General features: G+C 66.8%; 21 protein-coding genes. 7 read left to right on the top strand and 14 right to left on the bottom strand.

The window, feature by feature from the left end; translation table 11 throughout:
* Window positions 1–11: 11 nt before the first annotated feature.
* From ACIBW7_RS24220 to rfbD, 3 genes are all read right to left on the bottom strand, one after another.
* Window positions 12–1091, bottom strand: a complete 1080-nt coding sequence (locus tag ACIBW7_RS24220; protein WP_397049845.1) for a sugar phosphate nucleotidyltransferase — start codon at window positions 1089–1091, stop codon at window positions 12–14.
* A gap of 115 nt (window positions 1092–1206) precedes the next feature.
* Complete coding sequence (locus ACIBW7_RS24225; RefSeq protein ID WP_397049848.1) at window positions 1207–2106, bottom strand: glycosyltransferase family 2 protein; 900 nt, start codon at window positions 2104–2106, stop codon at window positions 1207–1209.
* Window positions 2107–2197: 91 nt separating this feature from the next.
* Entirely contained in the window at window positions 2198–3064 is an 867-nt protein-coding gene (gene rfbD / locus ACIBW7_RS24230; protein WP_397049850.1) for a dTDP-4-dehydrorhamnose reductase, read from the bottom strand.
* A gap of 230 nt (window positions 3065–3294) precedes the next feature.
* Between rfbD and ACIBW7_RS24235 the strand changes: the two genes are divergently transcribed.
* The 3 genes from ACIBW7_RS24235 to ACIBW7_RS24245 all read left to right on the top strand — a co-directional run bounded on the left by ACIBW7_RS24235 (window position 3295) and on the right by ACIBW7_RS24245 (window position 6929).
* Entirely contained in the window at window positions 3295–4770 is a 1476-nt protein-coding gene (locus ACIBW7_RS24235) for an LCP family protein (protein ID WP_397049993.1), read from the top strand.
* An 18-nt stretch (window positions 4771–4788) separates the two neighbouring features.
* On the top strand, window positions 4789–5511 hold the full coding sequence (locus tag ACIBW7_RS24240) for a TIGR03089 family protein (protein WP_397049852.1): 723 nt from the start codon (window positions 4789–4791) through the stop codon (window positions 5509–5511).
* 104 nt (window positions 5512–5615) lie between these two features.
* Complete coding sequence (locus tag ACIBW7_RS24245; RefSeq protein ID WP_397049857.1) at window positions 5616–6929, top strand: cytochrome P450; 1314 nt, start codon at window positions 5616–5618, stop codon at window positions 6927–6929.
* Window positions 6930–6933: 4 nt separating this feature from the next.
* Here ACIBW7_RS24245 and ACIBW7_RS24250 read toward each other — a convergent pair whose 3' ends face one another.
* Complete coding sequence (locus ACIBW7_RS24250) at window positions 6934–7950, bottom strand: NAD(P)/FAD-dependent oxidoreductase (RefSeq protein WP_397049859.1); 1017 nt, start codon at window positions 7948–7950, stop codon at window positions 6934–6936.
* A gap of 78 nt (window positions 7951–8028) precedes the next feature.
* Here ACIBW7_RS24250 and ACIBW7_RS24255 point away from each other — a divergent pair, with 78 nt between their 5' ends.
* Window positions 8029–8616: a helix-turn-helix domain-containing protein gene (locus ACIBW7_RS24255; RefSeq protein WP_397049861.1), complete on the top strand. Its 588-nt coding sequence runs from the start codon at window positions 8029–8031 to the stop codon at window positions 8614–8616.
* Between the two features lie 30 nt (window positions 8617–8646).
* Here the strand turns inward: ACIBW7_RS24255 and ACIBW7_RS24260 are convergent, their stop codons facing one another.
* On the bottom strand, window positions 8647–9348 hold the full coding sequence (locus ACIBW7_RS24260) for a response regulator (protein WP_397049864.1): 702 nt from the start codon (window positions 9346–9348) through the stop codon (window positions 8647–8649).
* A complete protein-coding gene (locus tag ACIBW7_RS24265) occupies window positions 9345–10919 on the bottom strand; it encodes an ATP-binding protein (RefSeq protein ID WP_397049866.1) in 1575 nt (524 codons plus the stop codon). Before ACIBW7_RS24265 ends, ACIBW7_RS24260 begins: the two co-directional genes overlap by 4 nt.
* A 131-nt stretch (window positions 10920–11050) precedes the next feature.
* On the opposite strand from ACIBW7_RS24265, the gene ACIBW7_RS24270 reads away from it, so the two are divergent.
* The gene (locus tag ACIBW7_RS24270; RefSeq protein ID WP_397049868.1) at window positions 11051–12439 is read left to right on the top strand and encodes a cation:dicarboxylate symporter family transporter; all 1389 of its coding nucleotides are present in this window, start codon (window positions 11051–11053) and stop codon (window positions 12437–12439) included.
* Between the two features lie 62 nt (window positions 12440–12501).
* On the opposite strand, the gene ACIBW7_RS24275 is transcribed toward ACIBW7_RS24270, so the two are convergent.
* Together ACIBW7_RS24275 and ACIBW7_RS24280 are read right to left on the bottom strand one after the other, a co-directional pair.
* On the bottom strand, window positions 12502–12720 hold the full coding sequence (locus tag ACIBW7_RS24275; RefSeq protein ID WP_397049870.1) for a DUF4287 domain-containing protein: 219 nt from the start codon (window positions 12718–12720) through the stop codon (window positions 12502–12504).
* 65 nt (window positions 12721–12785) lie between these two features.
* The gene (locus tag ACIBW7_RS24280; protein ID WP_397049872.1) at window positions 12786–13205 is read right to left on the bottom strand and encodes a DUF4267 domain-containing protein; all 420 of its coding nucleotides are present in this window, start codon (window positions 13203–13205) and stop codon (window positions 12786–12788) included.
* 113 nt (window positions 13206–13318) lie between these two features.
* Between ACIBW7_RS24280 and ACIBW7_RS24285 the strand changes: the two genes are divergently transcribed.
* On the top strand, window positions 13319–13891 hold the full coding sequence (locus ACIBW7_RS24285) for a TetR/AcrR family transcriptional regulator (RefSeq protein ID WP_397049875.1): 573 nt from the start codon (window positions 13319–13321) through the stop codon (window positions 13889–13891).
* 55 nt (window positions 13892–13946) lie between these two features.
* Window positions 13947–15410, top strand: coding sequence for a phytoene desaturase family protein (locus ACIBW7_RS24290; protein ID WP_397049877.1), 1464 nt, complete (start codon window positions 13947–13949; stop codon window positions 15408–15410).
* Window positions 15411–15509: 99 nt separating this feature from the next.
* Here the strand turns inward: ACIBW7_RS24290 and ACIBW7_RS24295 are convergent, their stop codons facing one another.
* The 6 genes from ACIBW7_RS24295 to ACIBW7_RS24320 form a co-directional block, all read right to left on the bottom strand.
* On the bottom strand, window positions 15510–16430 hold the full coding sequence (locus ACIBW7_RS24295; protein WP_397049879.1) for a cation diffusion facilitator family transporter: 921 nt from the start codon (window positions 16428–16430) through the stop codon (window positions 15510–15512).
* Between the two features lie 231 nt (window positions 16431–16661).
* The gene (gene manA, locus ACIBW7_RS24300) at window positions 16662–17882 is read right to left on the bottom strand and encodes a mannose-6-phosphate isomerase, class I (protein WP_397049881.1); all 1221 of its coding nucleotides are present in this window, start codon (window positions 17880–17882) and stop codon (window positions 16662–16664) included.
* The gene (locus tag ACIBW7_RS24305; RefSeq protein ID WP_397049883.1) at window positions 17882–19105 is read right to left on the bottom strand and encodes a tobH protein; all 1224 of its coding nucleotides are present in this window, start codon (window positions 19103–19105) and stop codon (window positions 17882–17884) included. The genes manA and ACIBW7_RS24305 overlap by 1 nt, the downstream gene beginning before the upstream one ends.
* 240 nt (window positions 19106–19345) lie before the next feature.
* Window positions 19346–20716, bottom strand: a complete 1371-nt coding sequence (locus ACIBW7_RS24310) for a phosphomannomutase/phosphoglucomutase (RefSeq protein WP_397049995.1) — start codon at window positions 20714–20716, stop codon at window positions 19346–19348.
* Between the two features lie 61 nt (window positions 20717–20777).
* The gene (locus ACIBW7_RS24315; RefSeq protein ID WP_083898166.1) at window positions 20778–21158 is read right to left on the bottom strand and encodes a DUF3499 domain-containing protein; all 381 of its coding nucleotides are present in this window, start codon (window positions 21156–21158) and stop codon (window positions 20778–20780) included.
* A 106-nt stretch (window positions 21159–21264) separates the two neighbouring features.
* Window positions 21265–21744: a metallopeptidase family protein gene (locus tag ACIBW7_RS24320; protein ID WP_169338101.1), complete on the bottom strand. Its 480-nt coding sequence runs from the start codon at window positions 21742–21744 to the stop codon at window positions 21265–21267.
* Between the last annotated feature and the right edge of the window lie 10 nt (window positions 21745–21754).

Below are 21754 nucleotides of genomic sequence, written 5' to 3' on the forward strand. Positions count from 1 at the left end.
GCGCCTTTCTATTACACGTCTGTGGAGAAACGTATACCGCCGTCTGGGATGTCGACGCCGGGCCAGATGCGGGCGCCGCGTAGTAGTTCGCACCGGGCGCCGACATTGGCGCCGTCGCCGATGACGGCGTCGCGGACGAGGGCGCGGGGGCCGATGCGGGCGCCGAAGCCGATGATGGAGCGTTCCACGGTGGCGCCTGCTTCGATGCGGGCGCCGTCGAAGAGCACCGCGCCGTCGAGGCGCGCACCTGCGCCTACTTCGGCGCCGCGTCCGACGACGGTGCCGCCGATCAGCAGCGCGCCCGGGGCGATGCCCGCACCCTCGTGGACGAGAGATTCACCACGCTGTCCGGGCAGGGCCGGGGAGGGGGCGATGCCGCGGACCAGGTCGGCCGAGCCGCGGACGAAGTCCTCCGGCGTACCCATATCGCGCCAGTAGGAGGAGTCGACGTGGCCTTGCACTCGGGCGCCTTCGGCGAGCAGTGCAGGGAACACCTCGCGCTCCACCGACACCGGCCGCCCCGCCGGGATCTTCTCGATGTATTCGCGCCGGAAGACATAACAACCGGCGTTGATCTGATCGGTCGGCGGATCCTGCGTCTTCTCCAGGAAGACGGTGACCCGCCCGTCCTCGTCGGTCGGCACGCAGCCGAATGCGCGCGGGTCGCTCACCCGAACCAGATGCAGGGTCACATCCGCGTTCGTGGACTCGTGGGTGTCCAGGATCGCACCGAGATCGGTGCCGCCGAGCACGTCGCCGTTGAACACCATGATGTTGTCGGCGCGCAGCTTGGGCAGCACATTGCGGATGCCGCCACCCGTGCCGAGCGGTTCGGTCTCGGTGACGTACTCGAGGTCGAGGCCGAGGTCGGCGCCGTCACCGAAGTGTTCCTCGAAGACCTCCGCCTTGAACGAGGTGCCGAGCACGACGTGGGTGATTCCGGCGTCCGCGATGCGAGCGAGCAGGTGGGTCAGGAACGGCAGTCCGGCCGTCGGCAGCATCGGCTTGGGCGCCGACAGGGTGAGCGGACGTAACCGCGTGCCCTGGCCGCCGACCAGAATCACGGCGTCGGTGCCTGCATTTCCTGCCATCATGCTCCCTGTTCACGGTGAATCGTGTGCTCGGTGGTGCGCGTCAACGCCACAGACACCAGTTTCAGTATCCGGCGACACGGGTTCGGCACCGTTGTGTGCCGAACTTGTGACGTTAGCTCTGGGCTTCCCGCGCCTGTTGACGCAGCGCAGACCGAACCGCAATTCGGGAACGGATCGCAAGTCCGGCCCGCAACGCCAACCGCAACGGTGCCTGCCACCAGTGCGGATGCCGATCGGCCTGGAATCGGTACGCGCTCGCGTGGTGCGCGGGGAGCATCACCTCGGGATGGCGTCCGGCCGCGTGGCCCTTGGCGTGGGTGACCTCGGCGTCGGGCACGAAGACGTTGTGCCAACCCGCCTTGCCCATCCGGTCGCCGAAGTCCACGTCCTCCATGTACATGAAGTAGCGCGAGTCGAAGCCGTCGATCGAATCGAAGGCCGCGCGCCGGACCAGCAGGCACGAACCGGACAGCCAGCCGACGGCCCGCTCGGAGATCTGCTCGTTGTCCTGGCGGTAGCGCAGGGTCCACGGATTCGACGGCCATATCGTGCCGAGAATGGCGTGTCCGGCGCCGTCGAGCAGGCCGGGCACCGAGCGTGCGGACGGGTAGACGCTGCCGTCGGGCTCGCGCACCATCGGCCCGAGCGCGCCCGCCCGCGGCCAGCGCTTCGCGGCGGCAAGCAGTTTGTCGATGGAATCGGTGCCCCAGCGGATATCCGGATTGGCGATGACGATGAATTCGACGCTCGGATCGATCTCCGCGACCGCCCGGTTGATCGCACCGCCGTATCCGATATTTCCGCCGGTCCGCAGCAGCCGCACGTGTGCGTTGGCATCCGCAGCCAGCTCCGGCGCACCGTCCACCGAACCGTTGTCGGCCAAGATCACCTGTGGTTTTTCGCTGGTGGCAGCGGCCAGGGTGGTGATGAAGTGCTCGAGGTGCTCGCCGGGTGAATAAGTCACCGTGACGACGACAAGGCCGCCGGGGGCAGCAGATCCGGAATCGCTCACGATTGCGCCTCGCTGACGCTCGGCTCCGTGGTGCGCGATTGCGCGCTGTGTTGATGGTTCACTCGCTGTGGCTCCCTCACGGCACTGCAGCCTACTGTGACAACCCCGACAGCGCGTCCCCGAGTGCGACCTCCCACCGCCGCAACGGAGTCAGTCCGGCATCGGCCCAGGATCGGCTGGACAACACCGAATATGCCGGGCGCCGTGCGGGTCTCGGAAATGCGGTCGAGTCACACGGGCGCACCCGAGTCGGATCAGCGCCGATTCCGGCGAATATCGCCCGCGCGAATTCGAACCAGCTGACCTGGCCGGAGTTGGTGGCGTGCAGCACTCGCGGCGCATCCGGCCGACCCGCCAATTCCAGGAGTCCGTCGGCGAGATCGGCGGCATAGGTCGGGGAGCCGAGCTGATCGTCGACCACGTCGAGGGTGTCGCGTTCGCGTTCCAGCCGCAGCATGGTCGCGACGAAATCGCTTCCGTGCCCGGTGTATACCCACGCGGTGCGCACCACATGTGCGTGCCGCGCGGTTGCCAGCACGGCCCGTTCGCCTGCCAACTTGGATCGGCCGTAGACGGTGGCGGGTTCGGTCGGGTCGTCGGTGTCGTACGGCTTGTCGTGGGTTCCTGCGAACACATAGTCGGTCGAAACATGGATCAATCGGGCATCCACCTCCGCACAGGCGGCAGCGAGTACGGCCGGTCCGTTCGCATTGACCGCGAAGGCGGCCTCGGGATCGGATTCGGCCTGGTCGACGGCGGTGTAGGCGGCGCAGTTCAGCAGGACATCACCCGGTTCGAGTGCGGCGCGCACGGCGGCCGCGTCCGTGATGTCCAATTCGTCGCGACCGAAGGCGTGGGCGTCGGGTGCGCGGCGCAACAGTTCGCGTCCCAACTGCCCACCCGCTCCGGTCACGACGAGGCGCGCGGCTACGGTCGATGAGGGCGATATCGCGGTCACGGGCACGAGTCTGGCACGCCGTGGCACCTGCGGTTGTGGTCCGCTGCGGTAGCCGTCGGTTAGCCTCGGGGCAAGCAAGACGGGGGCTACCGGAGGCGGGGCAGTCGAGTCAGCTACGCGTCGGTTCGACGAAACCGGCGCTGCGCGGTCGGTACATCAGCTGGGAGCGCGCGGGCAAGCGCGGCAGGATGCTCGGTTTTTGGCGAGAGGATGCAGTGGTGCCGCAGAAGATGAGGGCGACAGCGTCGTCGCGACTACCCGCAGCCGGGAGCGGCCTGAGTCCGCTACGCGCGGTCGTCGCGGTCGGGGCGGTGCTGGTCCTGCTCATCACCGGATTCGCCTGGCACAGCGTCGACTCGCTGATTTCGAATATCGAACGCATCGGCGGCCTCGGGCTCGGCGGCGGCAGCGACGGCGCGGTCGACATCCTGCTGGTCGGTGTGGACAGCCGCACCGACGCGCACGGCAATCCGCTCAGCAGCAATGAGCGTGCCATGTTGCACGCGGGCGATGAGGTCGGCACCAATACCGACACCATCGTGCTGGTTCGCGTCCCGAACGACGGCCGCTCCGCCACCGCCATCTCCATTCCGCGCGACTCCTATGTCGACATTCCGGGCATCGGCAAGAGCAAGATCAACTCGGCGTACGGCGCGACCAAAGAGGCACAGCGCCGCGAGCTGATCAACCATGGCCTCTCGGCGGCCGACGCGGACAAGCAGTCCACGCAGGCTGGGCGCCAGGCGCTGATCAAGACAGTGGCCAATCTCACCGGCATCACGGTCGACCACTACGCCGAGGTCAGTTTGCTCGGGTTCGTGCTGCTGACCGATGCGGTCGGCGGGGTCGATGTCTGCCTGAACAATCCCGTCGACGAATGGATGTCCGGCGCCGACTTCCGTGCGGGTCGCCAGAAGCTCAACGGCCCACAGGCTTTGAGCTTCGTGCGCCAGCGCCACGATCTGCCGCGCGGCGATCTGGACCGGATCGTGCGCCAGCAGGTTTTCATGGCGCGGTTGGTCGGCCAGGTGCTCAGCGCCAAGACGCTGAGCAATCCGGGCAAGTTGCAGAATCTCAGTGATGCCGTCGGGCGCACCGTCGTGCTGGACGACGATTGGGACGTGCTGGCGTTTCTGCAACAGCTGAAGGATCTTTCGGGCGGTCAGGTCGGTTTCGAGACGATTCCGGTCGCCGATCTCAACGACACGACCAGCGATGGTGAATCGGTCGTGCGAGTGGATCCGAAAGCGGTGCAGTCGTATGTGGCGTCGCTGGTCGACGGCAAGTCGGAGGATCATGCTGAGCCGACGATCGATCCGGCATCGGTGAGCGTCAGTGTGTTCAATGCGAGTGGGATCGGCGGGCTCGCGGGACAGGTGGCACAGGCGTTGACGGCCAGGGGATTCCAGGAGGGATTGGTCGGCAATTACACCGGGCCCACCGTCACCAGCAGTCGAGTGCTCGCGATGGATGCCTCGAATCCGAAGGCCAAGGCGGTCGCGAAGGCGCTCGGCGGGCTGACGGTCATCGCGGACAGCACGTTGTCCCCGGATTCGGTCAGCGTCGTGCTGGCAAGCGACTATTCTGGTCCGGGCTCGACCGCGGGCAGCATGTTCGACTTCTCCGGAACGTCGAGCACCGCAACGCCCGTACCGCCGGCTCCACCGATCGACGCAGGCCAGAACGGACCGAAATGCGTGAATTGACCATGCGTGAATTGACCGATGCGTGACCACGACCAGGTGCTGACACTCACCGAGGCGGTGCTCGATCCCATCCTCGAGCGCGACCCCGCCGGTCCGCGCGTCACCTATTACGACGACGCCACTGGCGCCCGGATCGAACTATCCGGGCTGACCCTGGCGAACTGGGCGGCCAAGACCGCCAATCTGATCCGCGACGAATTCGGGCTGAGCCCGGGTGCGCGCGTTGCGGTGCTGCTGCCCGCGCACTGGCAGACCGCCGCGGTGCTGCTCGGTTGCTGGTGGGCCGGGACCGAGGTAGTGCTCGGGCCCGATCCGGATGCCGATCTGGCGCTGGCGACTGCCGAACGGTTGGACGAGACCGACGGTATTCCGGAGGTCGCCGCGCTCTCGTTGGATGCCTTCGGCATGCCGGTGCGCGATCTGCCGATCGGCATCACCGACTTCGCCACCTCGGTGCGGGTGCACGGCGACCAGTTCATGCCGCGCGGCGCCGGGGTGGCGCTGGACGGGATGCCGGTCTCCGAGGTGCTCGCCGAGGCCAGAAAATCCGCTGTGCTACAAGGGTTTTCCGAGGGCGACCGGGTGCTGGCGAGCACTTCCTGGGATACCCCGGCCGAACTGATCGACGGGTTCGTCTCGGTGCTGGTGGCGGGGGCCTCGCTGGTGCAGGTGGTCAATCCGGATCCGGCGCTGCGCGAGCGGCGCATCGAATCCGAGCGAGTCACCGCGCAGCGCGGCTGAGCTCCTACCCTGGTATCAGGTCGGCGTCCGACCATGGGACGTTCCACCCTGGCCGGGGAGTCCGTACGGTGGAATTGTCGCGCAACGATGGGGTTGGTGAAGTGATGAAGCCGCAGTATTGGTTCCGGTGGTTATCGGTGCAGGGTGCGCCGCGGTTGGCCCTGCGCACCCAGGCGCGGCGCGGCGATCCGTTCGCCCAACTGATGGGCGGGCCGGATGGTCTCGCCGATCCCTATCCACTGATCGAGCGGCTGCGCGGACAGGGGCGGCTGCAGCGCACCGCGATCGCGTGGGCGAGCTTCGACCACGAGCTGTGCCGCGCCGTGCTGCGGGACAACCGATTCGGTGTGCGCACCACCGACACCTTCAATATTCCGAAGCCGCTGCAATTGCTCGCCGAGCGTCTTCCTTTGCCGCCCAATCCGGTCGAGCCGCCGTCCATGCTGGTCATCAACCCGCCGGAGCATACGCAGATGCGCAAGCCGGTCGCATCGGCCTTCACCCCGCGAGCGATCGGCCGATTGCGGGAACGGGTCGAGACGGTCACCGAGGAACTGCTCGGTGCGTTGCCCTCGGGCGGTTCGGCCGATCTGATCGCGTCGTATGCCGCGCAGGTGCCGATCGCCATCATCTCGGAAATGCTCGGCTTCCCGGAAAAGGACCGAAAGCTATTCCTGAACTGGGGCGATCGGATGACGCCGCTGCTCGATATCGGGATCTCCTGGCGGGCATTCCGGCGTGCGCTCGGTTCGATGGAGGTGATGAACGATTACCTCGACGGCCATATCGCGCGACTGCGCCGCGAACCGGGCGACGACATTCTCAGCACTCTGGTCACCTCGGGTGAACTCGACGATTTCGCCTTGAAGGCGACCGCGAGCCTGTTGATGGGCGCGGGTTTCGAGACCACGGTCAACCTGATCGGCAACGGCGTCGCCCAATTGGTCAGGCATCCCGAACAATTGGACCGATTGCGCGCCGAACCGGATCTCTGGCCGAATGCGGTCGAAGAGGTGCTGCGCATCGATGCGCCGGTGCAGACGACCGCGCGAATCGCATCGACCGACTTGGAACTCGAGGGTGTGCGGCTGCGCAAGGGCAATACCGTGGTGCTGTCGCTGGCAGGCGCGAACCGCGATCCCGCGGTCTTCGCCGATCCGGATGTCTTCGATGTCGGCCGCTCGAATGCCAAGGAGCACTTGACATTCAGCAGCGGCATCCACGTCTGCCTCGGTGCGAGCCTGGCCCGAATGGAAGCCACCTACGCGCTGCAATCCTTGTTCGAGCGCTTCCCGGACCTGCAACTCGATGGGGCGCCGCAGCGTCGAAAGTTGTTCACGCTGCACGGATATGAGCGGATGCCGGTTCGGCTCGGTCGCCGGGCCAGCACCCCGGCTCCCGAGCCGACGACGGTCTGAGGGGCTACATGCCGTGCCGACGGTCGCCCGTAACGGCCTCGCACAGTTGCGCTTCGGCTTCGGCGGAGAACGGTTCGCGGTAGGCGGCAACGGCTCGACGGGTCTCCTCGGCGACCAGATCGGCGTTGATCTGAGCTCCGGCAGCTGCGCCTGCCGCTGCGGCCGCGCCGACCTGGGCCGTCAGGTCGGTGACATTGCCTGCGGCCCAAATGCCGGGCACATCGGTTCGGCCGGTGGCGTCGGTGGTGAGGTATTCGCCGACACCGGCCGGGTGTTCGGTCGGTTGCAGTCCGAGTGTTTCGAGGAAGTTCGCTCGGGCGACCATCCGCGAGCCGACCACCACGACCTCGCGGGCGATTGCGGTGCCGTCGCTCAACCGCACTCCCGCGAGGCGGTCGTCGACGATCTCCAGCGCCGTCACTTCGCCGTGCACCACGCGGATGCCGCGGGCGTTCAACTCCTCCGACTGTTCGGCGGTGAGTGGCATGGTGTGCGAGAAGTAGGTGACATCGGCGGTGAGCTGACGGAACAGCAATGCCTGGTGCACCCCCATCGGGCCGGTGCCGAGCACACCGATGGCCTGGTCGCGAACCTCCCAGCCGTGGCAGTACGGGCAGTGGATCACATCGCGGCCCCAACGCTCCCGCAGTCCCGCGATCTCGGGTAGCTCATCGATCAGGCCTGTGGTCACCAAGAGCCGACGTGCCCGCACGGACCTGTCACCGAGGCACACCGCGAACCCGTCGGCGTCCCGCGCAATCGTGACGACCTCGCCGTTCACCACATGTCCGCCATAGCCGCGGACCTCGGCCCGACCGCGTTCCAGCAACTCGCCCGGCGGCGTTCCGTCCCTGGCGAGCAGTCCGTGCACGCCTTCGGCCGGGGCATTCCGGGGCTGCCCCGCATCGATGACAACCACCGACCGGCGCATCCTGGCCAGCATCAGCGCGCCGCTCAATCCGGCCGCGCCACCGCCGATCACCACCACGTCATAGCCGTCTTTCAGCTGATCAGTCACCATGACCACCTCCTCGGGAAGACCATGCAGGCCGGTCGGCGACATTGGCAAACTATCTTGCCGATATGGCAAACTGGCGGCATGGACAACGACCTCGGCAGTGCCCTCGACGCGGTCGGACCTCGGTTACGCACGCTGCGCCGCCAGCGCGAAACCACACTGGCCGACCTTTCGTCGGAAACCGGCATTTCGGTGAGCACCCTGTCGCGCCTGGAATCCGGCGCCCGCCGCCCAACCCTCGAACTGTTATTGCCGCTGGCCAAGGCGCACGGCGTCACCCTCGACGAACTCGTCGACGCCCCACCCACCGGCGACCCGCGCATCCACTTGCGCCCGACCACCCGCCACGGCATGACCTACCTGCCCCTGACCCGCCGAGCGGGCGGCATCCAGGCCTACAAACTGGTGATCCCCCCGAATATCCGCCGCGAGCCCGACCCGCGAACTCATGAGGGCTACGAATGGCTCTACGTCCTCAACGGCCGCCTCCGCCTGATCCTCGGCGAACACGATGTAGTCCTCACCCCCGGCGAAGCCGCCGAATTCGACACCCGCGTCCCACACTGGTTCGGCACCGCCGGCCCCGACCCCGTCGAATTCCTGAGCCTTTTCGGCAAACAAGGCGAACGCGCCCACCTGCGCACCACCCCCAAACCCCGTCCGGACTGATAAGCCGCACTGTCCATCCGGAATAGCGATTTATTCTGGGCGGATCTTCCAGGTGTAGCGGGTTTTGGGGCGGCCGGCTCGGCCGTAGTCGGATTTGCGGTCGACCAGGCCGTCGTCGGCTAGCTTTTCCAGGTAGCGCCAGGCTGTGATGCGTGAAACGCCGACGGTGCTGGCTGTGTCGGCGGCGGTGAGGCCGCCCGGGGCGTCGCGGACAGTGCGGGAGATTTCGTCCAGGGTTTGGGGGGCAACGCCTTTGGGGGCGGTGGCGCGTTGGTCGGAGGTGCGTAGGGCGCTGAGGGCGCGGTCGATGTCCTGTTGGGAGATGGCGGTTTCGCCCGCGGGCAGGGCGGTGCGGAATTCGCGGTAGCGTTCGAGTTTGTCGCGGAAGGCGGCGAAGGTGAACGGTTTCAGCAGGTAGAGGACCACGCCGTAGGAGACCGCGGTGCGCACCATGGCCAGGTCGCGGGCCGAGGTGATGGCAATGACGTCGGGGCGCGGTGCGAGGCCGGTCAGGGCGGCGGCCACATCGAGGCCGCTGGCATCGGGAAGTCCGATATCCATGAGCACCAAGTCGATCGGCGCATTCTCGGCGGCGGCATCGGCGGCGGCGCGCATGGCCTCGCGACCGGTGTGCGCGACCGAGACCGCGCTGAAGCCCGGAATCCGTTCGACGTAGGCGCGGTGCGCCTCGGCAATCAATGGCTCGTCCTCGACGATCAACACTCGGATCATCGCGCATCCTTTCGTGGGATCGTCACGGTTACGGCACTTTCCGGATCACGTTCGGTGCCGATCACGCCGCTGTGCCGGTCGACAAGGCGATGGACCAGTGCCAGCCCGAGGCCCTGATGGTCGGCCTTGGTGGAGTAGCCGCGTTCGGCGGCGCGGGCGAAAGCTTCGGCCGACATTCCGGGCCCGCTGTCCGCGACGCGCACATGCAATGCCGAATCATGCTGGCGCACAGTCACTTCCACCCATCCAGCGTCACCTTCGGCGGCCGCGTCGATGGCATTGTCGATCAGATTGCCCACCAGCGTCACCGTCTCCTGCGCGGACAGCGGCGCGGTCGAGTCGAGCGCCGTATCCTCGGTGATCGTCAGCTCGATGCCGCGCTCGGCGGCCTGGTTCACCTTGCCGAGCAATAGTGCCGCAAGCGCTGGATCGCCGACCGAGGCGAGCAGTCGATCGATAAGGGCTTGGGACAGTCGAAGTTCCGCGGTCGCGAACTCCACTGCTTCCCGATAGCGCCCCAACTCGACCATGGTGATCACGGTGTGCAGCCGGTTTGCCGATTCGTGTGCCTGCGCGCGCAGCGATTCCGCGAAACCGCGCACCGAATCGAGTTCGCCCATCACGGTACGCAATTCGGTGTGGTCGCGAATGGTGATCACGGTGCCGATCGGCCGCCGCTCCCAGGTGACGACATCCTGATTGACCAGCAGAATCCGATCCGTGGTCACATGCATCTCGTCACGGACCACCCCCCAACTCATCCGCTGCATCGAGATCGGCAGATCCGCGCGCGCGACGCGGCCATCGGGCAGATCTAGCAGCCTGCGCGCCTCATCGTTGACGACTTCCGCATCCTCACCGCTCGGACCGAACACCACCAGGCCCTCGTGGATCGAATGCAGCACCGCATCGTGCTGTTCGTACATCGTGCGCAGCTCATCCGGCGCGAGACCGTGCGTCTGCCGGCGAATCCGGCGACTCAGCAGGAACGAACCCGCCGCCGCGACCGCCAGACCGGCCGCCGCAACGCCGAGAATCAACGGCAATTGCGTACCGACCTGAGCGCCGATCCGCGCCCGCGTCACGCCCGCCGACACCAACGCGACGATGCGCCCGTCGTCATAGACCGGTGTGACCGCTCGAATGGAGGGCCCGAGCGTTCCGGAAAACGTCTCGGTGAACGTCTCCCCGGCCAGTGCCCGATCGATATTGCCGCTGAACGGTTGCCCGATGCGTTCGGGTGTGGTGTGGGTGTACCGGGTCCGATCCGGTGCCATCACCACGATGAAGTCCATCCCGGTCGCCTTGCGGGTCCGCTCGGTTACCGGTTGCAGCAGGGCTGTGGGGTCCGGGGTGCGCAGGGCCTCGATGGTGGACGGCGCGCCCGCCACGGCCACCGCGACATCGGTGACCTCGCGTGAGGTGGTGACATCGCTGTTGTGCCTGGCGTCCAGTACGGCTAGAACCGCCCCGATTCCGATGACCAACCCGAGCACCACGAGCTGGAGCACGAAGGCCTGTCCGGCCAGCGATAGCCGACCGCGTCCCCCGTGTTTCTCACCGCGCAACACTTTCTTTCCCTCGTGCCATTTTGAACGTAATGCACCAAAGCGTGACCGGCATCACCTCTAGCAGCCAACATTGTGCCGTGAGGGCGTGAGCCACCTCACGCCGGTACCACTTGAAGGGGACTTCACCCACCATGAGCGATAGCAGCGACCGAACAATCGACCTCGCCAAAACACCAGAGCGACAGGTGCCACGCGACCGTACCCACTGGCTGTATCTGGCCGTCATCGTCGCTGTCATCGCGGGAATTCTGGTCGGTTGGCAGGCCCCCGAATTCGGTCAGGACGTCGGCCCGCTTGGCACGATGTTCGTCAATCTGATCAAGATGATGATCGCGCCGGTCATCTTCTGCACCATCGTGCTCGGCATCGGCTCGGTGCGTTCGGCCGCCAATGTCGGCAAGGTGGGCGGACTTGCGCTCGGCTACTTCCTGGTCATGTCGACAGTTGCGCTCGGCATCGGCATGGTCGTCGGCAACCTGCTGGAGCCGGGCTCCGGCATGAATATCGCCAGGACCGCCAAGCAGGGCGCGAAGCTGGCCGATCAGGCGCATGCCGCGGGCGGCACGTGGGAGTTCATCCAGAGCATCATCCCGACCACACTGCTGTCCTCGCTGACCACCGGCAGTGTGCTGCAGGCGCTGTTCATCGCCCTCCTGGTCGGGTTTGCGCTGCAGGCGATGGGCAGGACGGGCGAGCCGATCCTGCGCGGTGTCGCATCGCTGCAGAAGCTGGTGTTCCGGATTCTGTCGATGATCCTGTGGCTGGCCCCGATCGGCGCGTTCGGCGCGATCGCCAATGTGGTCGGCAAGACCGGACTCGATGCGGTCAAGCAACTGGCACTGCTGATGATCGCGTTCTACCTGACCTGTCTGGTGTTCATCTTCGGTGTGCTCGGCGTGCTGCTGTGGGGTGTATCGCGGGTTTCGGTCTTCAAGCTGGTCCGCTATCTGGCGCGGGAGTACCTGCTGATCCTCGGCACCTCTTCTTCGGAGTCGGCGCTGCCGCGGTTGATCGCCAAGATGGAGCACCTCGGCGTCGAACGGACCACCGTCGGTGTCGTTGTGCCGACCGGGTACTCGTTCAATTTGGACGGCACCGCCATCTACCTGACCATGGCGTCGCTGTTCATCGCCGATGCGATGGGCAAACCGCTCAGCATCGGGGAACAGGTCGGCCTGCTGTTGTTCATGATCGTCGCTTCCAAGGGCGCGGCCGGTGTCACCGGCGCAGGTCTGGCCACGCTGGCCGGCGGATTGCAGAGCCATCGTCCCGAACTGCTCGACGGCGTGGGCCTCATCGTCGGCATCGACCGTTTCATGTCGGAAGCCCGTGCGCTGACCAACTTCTCGGGCAACGCCATCGCCACGGTGCTGGTCGGCACCTGGACCAAGACCGTCGATGTGGACCGAGTCCACACGGTCCTCGATCGCAAACTGCCCTTCGACGAGCGGACCATGGTCGACGATGACCACGGCCCGCGGCCACAGCAGGACGACACCAAGGATCTGGTTTCGGCCTAGCTGTACCCGTATGACGAAGGGGCCCGCAGGATCTGCGGGCCCCTTCGTGGTGTCGGGTGGGATCAGTCGGCCCACTTCTCCGGATGCAGGTAGTGCTGGGCGATCGCGGCGGCGTGGCCGTGGCCGAAGCCGTGCTCGGACTTCAGCCATTCGACGATTTCCTTGTGCGAGGCCAGATTCGACGCGCGCACGGCGGACTTCCACTCATCGATGGTGCGACCGTATTTGGCTTCGATCGACGGGAAGTAGGACGCGGGCCCCTTGGGCTTGGTCGTTGCCATGTTCGTCTCCTCTGTTCGTGCGTTCAGCGATATGGACGGGGCCGATCGCCGAAACTCATCGGTGCTCAGGCGTTGACGGACGCGCGTTCCTGCTGGTCCGCAACAGTCCGCTCGCGGATCAGCAGCACACCGGTCACGGCGACCAGTGCGGCGGTCAGCCCGTGGATGCCGAAGGCGGCCGCGGTGGATCCGCCCCAGCTGAGCACGGTGAGCATGTCGCCGATCGGGATCAGCGCGATGACCAGGGTGACGATGCCGAGGGCATAGCGCTGCCCGGTGGCGAGCAGTACCAAGATGATCAGCCCGGAGACGGTATCGCGGACGCCCTTGAGATTCATGAACGCGACCGCGTCGCCCTTCGGCCATTCCGGCAGGCCGAATCCGGTGGCAATGGTCTCCGGAGTGACCAGGTAGCTGATGCCGATGTAGAGGATGAAGGCCGCGCCGATGAGGGAAAGGGTGGTGGCGATGCGCGAGATGGTCATGGGTGCTCCTCCATACGTGCTTGCGTGCTGCTCTGAAATCTAGCGTCGCTAGGTCTGCGAGCAACGATAATGGAGACCCTGTTAGTTTGTCTAGCGCTGCTAGAATTTTCGGCATGACCACGCAGAGCCGCAAAGAACGCGAACGAGCCGAACGCCATCAGCGCATCATCGACACCGCACGTGAACTCGCCGAAGCCTCGGGCTGGGAGGCGGTGACCGTGCGCCGCCTGGCCGAACGAATCGAATACAGCCAGCCGGTCCTCTACAGCCATTTCGCGGGGAAGGCGGCGATCGTGTCGGCCGTCGCCGAGCAGGGAATCGCCGAACTCACCGCCCACCTGCGGGAAAGGCGGGCGGCCGCGCAGGATCCGGTCGCGGTACTCGAGGCCGTTGTGCGCGGTTACCTGGACTTCGCCACCGAGAACCCGGCCCGCTATGACGCGATGTTCGTCCTCGATACCGAACTCACCTTCGGCAACGACGCACCACAGGCGCTGCGCGATGCGTTCGGTGAGATCCAGAGCGCATACGCGCCGTTCGCCGGCGAGTTCGATCTACAGGCGGGCACCGAGGTGGTCTGGAGCACGGTGCACGGCATCGCCACCCTGGACCGCAGCGGTCGCCTGGTCGACGACCTGCGCGAGGAACGCATCCGGGTGCTGCTCGGCCAATGGACACATCAGTGATCGAAACCTCGCTCGGGTGACGGCACGTCCCGGGTCGGCCCGGCAGAATCGAGGTATGCCTGATGTCGTCGTGGTCGGTTCCGGTCCCAACGGTCTCGCCGCGGCGGTGATCCTGGCCCGTGCCGGTCTCACCGTCGAGGTGTACGAGGCGCAGGCCGCCGCGGGCGGTGGGAGCCGCACCGCCGAGCTGACGCTGCCCGGATATCGGCACGATGTCTGTGCCGGTGCGCATCCGATGGCATTGGCGTCGCCGTTCTTCCGCGCCTTCGATCTGTCCGCGCACGGTGTCGAACTGCTCGCGCCCCAGGTGTCCTACGCGCATCCGCTCGACGGCGGGACGGCCGGTGTGGCCTGGCGCGATCTGGACCGCACCGCCGCCGGTCTCGGTCGTGACGGTGCCGCATGGCGTGCCCTCTTCGAGCCGATGGTCCGACATTGGCAGCAGGTCGTGGATTTCGCGATGTCGGATCTGCGCCGTCCGCCGGCCGACCTGCTGACCGGACTCCGCTTCGGACTTCGGGTGCTCGAGCAGGGGTCGCCCCTGTGGAATCTACGATTTCGCGAGCAGACGGCGCCGGCACTGCTGACCGGCGTTGCCACGCATGCGATCACACCGCCGCGGGCCATCCCCGCGGCCGGCGCGGGCATGCTGCTGGCGACACTCGCGCACGCCGGAGGCTGGGTGCTGCCACGCGGCGGCAGCCAGGCCATTCCGGATGCGTTGATCGCCGAACTCGAACGCCTCGGCGGCAAGCTCGTCACCGGGCACCGCGTCGAATCGCTCGACGAATTCGGCGGCGCGCGGGCGGTTGTGCTGGATACCGCGCCCGCCGAACTGCTGCGCATGGCGGGGGACCGGCTGCCGGATCATTACGCAAAGGGGTTGCGCCGCTTCCGTTATGGCGGCGCGGCCTGCAAGGTCGACTTCGCGCTGTCCGGGCCGGTGCCGTGGCAGGCACCGGGCTGTGAACTCGCCGGGACACTGCATCTGGTCGGCACCCGCGCGGAGGCAATGGCCGCCGAAAAGACCGTCGCCGCAGGACAGCACGCGGATCGTCCGTATGTCCTCGCCATTCAGCCGGGCGTGGTCGACCCGACGCGGGCACCGGCGGGCGGCCACACGCTCTACACCTACGCCCACGTCCCGAACGGCTCCACCCGCGATATCAGCGCCGCCGTCATCGCCCAGGTGCAACGCTTCGCCCCGGGTTTCGCCGACCTGATCCTGGCCAAAAATGTCGTCACCGGCGCCGAAATGCCGACGCACAACGCCAACTACATCGGCGGCGATATCTCCGCGGGCGCGATGACTCTGCGCCAGTTCGCCTTCCGCCCGGTTCCGCGCTGGAACCCTTACGCCACACCACTACCCGGCGTCTACCTCTGCTCCGCCTCGACCCCGCCCGGCCCCGGTGTTCACGGCATGTCCGGTTTGCATGCCGCGCGGCACGTGCTGCGCACGGAGTTCGGCATTCACACCAATCCACTGGATCTGCTGCGCACACCGAACCCCGCCTGAGCATGCATTTCTCGCGGGATCTGGCAAGAGTCCCCAGATTTGGCGGAAAGTGCGCGCCCAGGCCGGATCGCGCGGCAGGACGCGCGCGCGATCACCGAATCAGGCCCGCGGCGTCCGGTACAGGTCGGGTTCCAGATACATCACCCGTGCGGCGGGCACGGCCGCCCGCACCCTGGCCTCCGCATCGTCGATGGCCGCGGCGATGTCCTCGATATCCAGATCGGGCACGATCGAGATCTTGGCCGCCACCAGGATCTCCTCCGGCCCGAGGTACTGCGTCTTGAGGTGGATCACCCGGTCGATGCGCTTGCCGTCGACCAGGTTGGCCCGGATCGCCCTGTCCTCCTCCGGCGTCGCGCCCTCACCGATGAGCAGGCTCTGCATCTCCACGATCAGGATCAGCGCGATGACGCCGAGCAGTGCGCCGATGGCGAGGGTGCCGATGCCGTCCCAGACCGGGTCATCGGTGAGCATGGTCAGCCCGACCGCCGCGAATGCGAAGACCAGACCGATCAGCGCGCCGGTGTCTTCCAGCAGCACCACCGGCAGTTCCGGACTGCGCGAATTGCGGATGAACCGCCACCAGCTCGAATTGCCTTTGAGCGGGATGGATTCCCGCATCGCGGTCATGAAGCTGTAGCCCTCGAGACAGATCGCGAGGAACAGGATGACGATCGCGACGATCGGATTGCTCAGCTCCTCCGGATGCTGAATCTTGTGGATGCCCTCGTAGATGGCATAGATCGAGCCCAGTGTGAACAGCACCAGCGCCACGATGAACGAATAGAAGTAGCGGTTGCGCCCGTATCCGAACGGGTGCAGTTCATCGGCATCCTGCGCAGCGCGGCGCTGACCGAGCAGTAGCAGACCCTGGTTGGCGGTGTCCGCGACCGAGTGCACCGCCTCGGCCAGCATCGATCCGGAACCGGTGATGAACGCGCCGACGAACTTCGCCGCCGCGATCCCCGCGTTCGCCGACAACGCGGCGAGAATCGCCTTTTTGCCACCACCAGCCGACATCTGGGTAGGTCCTCCTGTGTCCGATCTGCAGCGCCTGCGGCGCTGCGTGTTCGCAGCCCCCTGGTGTCTCGCGGCCGAGCGGCCGAGACTCGCGACTTCGTCGCATGCGCTTCGGCCACTCGGCCGCGAGACGGGCCGCGAACGTCGCTCGTAAGACTCGCTCCGTTGCGGTCCGGTTAAGGCCGTCGAACGAACAGCCTAGGGCAGCAGACGAACAAACTGGGCGACAGGTCAGTTCGTGCCACCGACGCAGGCGCAGAACAACTGGGCGTCGCCGTCGACGGCCTGGGCGCGAATCTCGGTGTCGGCCGCCGATATCCACGCCGCCGCGCCGCGTTCCAGCACCAGCTCACTCACCCCTTGCAGCAGCCGCACAGTCCCGCCCGTGCACAGCACGATTCCCGGTCCGGCGGATGTCAGCGGCACCTGCCCTGCTCCCGCGGTCAGGTCGAACCGCCGCAGCGCGAACTCCGGCGCGGGTGTCCGATAGCGCACCGACCCGTCACCCGCCGGTTCCGGTAGCACCACCGGCAGATCGATCGGCTCGAAGTCCAGCACCCGCAGCAACTCCGGCACATCGACATGCTTGGGCGTGAGACCACCGCGCAGCACATTGTCGGAATTGGCCATGATCTCCACACCGAGTCCGCGCAGATATGCGTGCAGATTGCCAGCCGCGAGGAACAGTCCCTGTCCCGGTTCCAGCGTCAGCCGATTGAGCAGCAGCGCGGCCAGCACACCGGTGTCGCCCGGATATGCCTCGGCGAGTTCGAGTGTGGTGCGCGCCTCGGCGGTGAACTCCCGGGCGCCCTTCACCGAGAGATAACGCACGCATCCATCGAGCACCTGGGGGAGCAGTGTGCCGAGGACGTTCTGCGGCAGCGTGATCCAGGTCGTGAACAGCGTCCGCAGTCCGGCCGAATCAGGTTGGGCGGCAAGCAGATCCGCATATGAGCGCAGTCCCGGCACATCCAGTGCGCGTAGCAGTTCGACCGTGCGATGTGGATCTCGGAATCCGGCCAGCGCCTCGAACCGGTCCAGCGCGACAACCAATTCCGGCTTGTGGTTCTCGTCGCGATAGTTGCGCATCGGCGAATCCAGCGGCACTCGCGCGTGGTTCTCGCGCTCGAATCCGGCCCGCGCCTGCGCCGAACTCGGATGCGCTTGCAGCGATAGCGGTTCCTCGGCGGCCAGGATCTTCAACAGGAACGGCAGCCGCCCGCCGAATTCCGGTGCGGCGGAGCCGAGTTCACGCTCCGGATCGTCCGCAACGAATTCCAGCAGTGAGCGGGTGCTGTTCTCCAAGCGGACATGCGCCGGATCGGCGGGATGCGCGCCGAACCACAGCTCCGCCTCCGGATGCGCGGAAGGGACCGGTCGGCCGCACAACTGAGCGAGTGCGGTGCGTGAACCCCAGGCATAGGAACGCAGCGCACCAACGAGTTCGTGCACTAGTAGTGTCCCCCGTCGAGCTCTTCCGTGGACTGTGTCGCACCGCTGCGCGATCCGATCAACCGCAGATAGGCGGCGGCCATCTCCAAGCGCAGCGCGAGCACCGCGAGTTGTTCGAGTTCGCTGGCATGGGCGAGGGTGCCGGGCAGCGGCGCGCCCGAATCATCCACTCTTGCAGGCAAGGGCGCGGCGGGATCGGTGAGCGAGGTGTGCAGCGGTTCGATATCCGCGCTCACCAGATCGGCGTCGACCAGACCCGATCCGTTGCCGCCGAAGACGGCGAGCCGGCGCCGCGCCGCGGCCTGATCCAGATCCGCGCTGAGCACGAACACCCGGATGCGCTCCACCGGCGCTGGTCCGTCGAGTTCCTCGTCGTGGAACAGCGGATCGAAGTTCGGCGCGGATTCTCCTGCGGCCTCGACCATTCGGGGGTTGGCGGCCACGGCCTCGGCCAGATCCACCGCGGTGGCGACCCTGCCCGCCGACTGCAACAGCACCTCGGCGCCGTGCTCGGCGAGTTCGCTGGCGGCCGGGGAGTCCCCGGCCAGCACGACGGCGCGCTTCTGCATGCGCGCGGCCAGCGTTTTGGCCGGATTATGGAAGACCTCGTTGTGCGGGCCATCGCGCAATGCCTCGGCATCGAGCACATCGGCCAGCTCGGTCAGATCGGGGACGGCCGCGCCGGAGCGGGTCGGATCGACTATGCGCAGCACCGCAATACAGGCGGCGAGGAAACGCAGCAGCCGATTGTGCTCCAGGACCGGAATCCGCGGCTCCAGCAGTGAGGTACGCCCGGCCGCCGCGGCCCGCAGCGGACCTTCGTGCGGCGCGGCGACCACAACCTCCGCGCCCCGGCGCTGTGCCCGGTCGACCGCATCGATCAGCCGGGGATCGCCCGCGTCGTCACCCGCGACGAGCACGACGTCCAACGGGCCGACCCATGGCGGAAGGGCAGCGACCGGGACCACGGGTAGGCCGGCACGGTCGCCGAGTGCGGCGACGATCAGACTCGCGGCGCGTGCGGCCCGGCCCGCGCCGGAGACCAACACCACGCTGCGTGGTCGCAGATCCGCGAGGCGCGCGAGCGCGTCCTCACCGACTGCTGCCGCGGTCGCGCGTACCTGCGCGCCGCCGGATGCCGCGGAGCGCAGGGCGCCGCCGACATCGGCGGCCTCGAGCGAAGCGGCATCGTCGAGGTCGAGCACCGGTGTTCCAGCGATCATCGGGCGTCCCACCTCCCCTCATCGCGCTGTGTGCGGTCCCGCCCTGCTCCCACCCGGACTGTCGACCCGGAGGGTTCGACACGGGCGCCCGGGTCGGGCGAATCCAACGTCTGTAATTCCACTATTCCAGTCAGGAGCGAACGATGCTCAGAATCGCGGTTTCGGGCTGAGCCGTCCCCTTCCTCGGGCGTCGAATCGTGAGCCTGCGCGTCCATTCCGGCTGTGATTCCACTATCCCAGTCAGGACCGGACGATGCTCAGAATCTCGGTCACGAGTACGTCTACTTCCTCCGTCGACCGGGCCTCGACATTCAGCCGCAGCAACGGTTCGGTATTCGACGCGCGAAGATTGAACCAGGCGTCGTCGGCGAGCTGGACGGTGACCCCATCCAACCGGTCCACCGATATGGCCCGAGCCCCGAATGCGTCCACTACAGCCATCGTCCGCTCCTTCGCGTCCGCCACTGTCGAGTTGATCTCTCCGGACGCCGCATATGTTTCGTACGACGACATGAGTTCCGAAATCGGCCGGTCCTTCTCGCCGAGCGCCGCGAGCACGTGCAGGGCCGCGAGCATGCCGGAATCGGCGCCCCAGAAATCGCGGAAGTAGTAGTGCGCGGAATGCTCACCGCCGAATACCGCGCCGGTGGCCGCCATCTCCTGCTTGATGAACGAATGCCCGACCCGGGTGCGCACCGGGGTGCCGCCGAGTTCGTGCACGAGTTCGGGCACCGCGTGCGAGGTGATCAGGTTGTGGATGATGACCGCGCCCGGTTCCTTGGCCAGCTCACGCTCGGCGACCAGGGCGGTGATCGCTGATGGCGAAATCGGATTGCCGTTCTCGTCCACCACGAAACAGCGGTCGGCGTCGCCGTCGAAGGCAAGTCCGATATCGGCGCCGGACTTGCGGACCAGCTCCTGCAGATCGACCAGATTCTTCGGATCGAGCGGATTGGCCTCGTGATTCGGGAACGAGCCGTCCAGCTCGAAGTAGAGCGGCACCAGGGTCAGCTGCGCCACGGTGCCGAGCACCTCGGGCACGGTGTGCCCGCCCATGCCGTTGCCCGCGTCCACCGCGATGGTGAGCGGGCGGACATCGTCGAGGTCGACCAGCCCGCGCAGGAACTTCGCGTAATCGGCCAGCAGATCGACTTTCGTGGCGCTGCCCGGCGTTCCGTCGTAACCGGGTACCCCGTTGATCACCTCGTCCTTGATCGTCGCCAGGCCGGTGTCCTGACCGACCGGAAGCGCCTTCGCCCGGCACAGCTTGATGCCGTTGTAGCGGGCCGGATTGTGGCTGGCGGTGAACATCGCGCCGGGACAGTCGAGGTCACCGGAGGCGTAGTAGAGCTGATCGGTCGAGGCGAGCCCGATGTGCACCACGTCGAGGCCTTGGCCGCGCACGCCGTCGGCGAAGGCGGCGGCCAGTTCCGGGGAGGACTCGCGCATATCGTGTCCGATGACCACGCGGGTCGCGCCCTCGGCACGCATCAACCGCGCGAACGCGGCCCCCACATCCTTGACGAATTCTCCGTCGATCTGTTCACCGACGACCCCGCGAACGTCATAAGCCTTGATCACCGCGTTCACGAATTCGGCAGAGCGGGCCACAGTCATGGTGACCACCCTAGTGGCTCGCGCCGACACCCCTGACACGGTCCCGTCCCGACTGCTAGCTGGGTGGGTCCGGGAGTACTCGGAGGTGTCCGCGCCGGCCGGTGCGCGTGGCGCGCGGTGCGGGCGGGGCGTAATCGGAGTAGCCACGCTGGTCGTGCTCCGGCGGACGGCGGCGCAGCCCGGCCTCGCGGACTGCTTCGGCCAATGCCGTCAGATCATCGTCATCCGGTGTGCTGGAAGAGAATCCGCCTTCGTGGCGAACCATTTCCCAGCCCTTTGGTGCGGTGATGCGGGAAGCATGTGTTTCACACAGATCCCAGGAATGCGGTTCGGCCACCGTCGCCAGTGGCCCGACCACCGCGGTCGAGTCGGAGTACACGTAGGTGAGCGTCGCAACAGCGGGATTCTTGCAACCTGGTCGGCAGCAACGACGCATGGGGATCACGCCGATGAGAGTAACGCGCTCGACGTTGCGATGTGCTCAGACACGCTGAGGATTCGGCGTTTTCGGGCGAGTTCATCCCCGCTCGGCGGTGTGTTCGTCACGCGCCTTCGGGATCGATGATGTCCGGATCGACGCCGAGATAGGTGGCGATCTGTTGGACGAGGACCTCGCGCAGTAGATCGACCAGATCGTCGGGATCGCCCGCACGCAGTTCGAGTGGCTTGCGGAACAACACAACTCGGGCGCGGGTGGCCACCCCGTGCCGGTCGACGCCGGCCGGAATGAGTCGCGAGAGCGGCACCGGTCCGTCGGCCACCACCTCGTCCGGCCAGGTGACCGAATCCGGGTGCAGCGGACGGATTTTCGGCACATCGTCGACGGCGATATCGAGCTTGGTGAGTCGATCGTGCCACCGGGTGTCCAAGGGTGCGAAGGCCTCCAGGACCAGCCGGTCGAACTGCTGCCCCCTGGTGCGCCAGGCCGGCACCGTCGGTGGGAGCATCGGCCCGCGCACCCCGCGTCCACGACGGATCACCGATCGTGCGGTCGGTGGACGACGATTACGTGAACGGGCCATGACTAAAACT

This window comes from Nocardia sp. NPDC049526, assembly GCF_044465765.1.
Lineage (GTDB): Bacteria > Actinomycetota > Actinomycetes > Mycobacteriales > Mycobacteriaceae > Nocardia.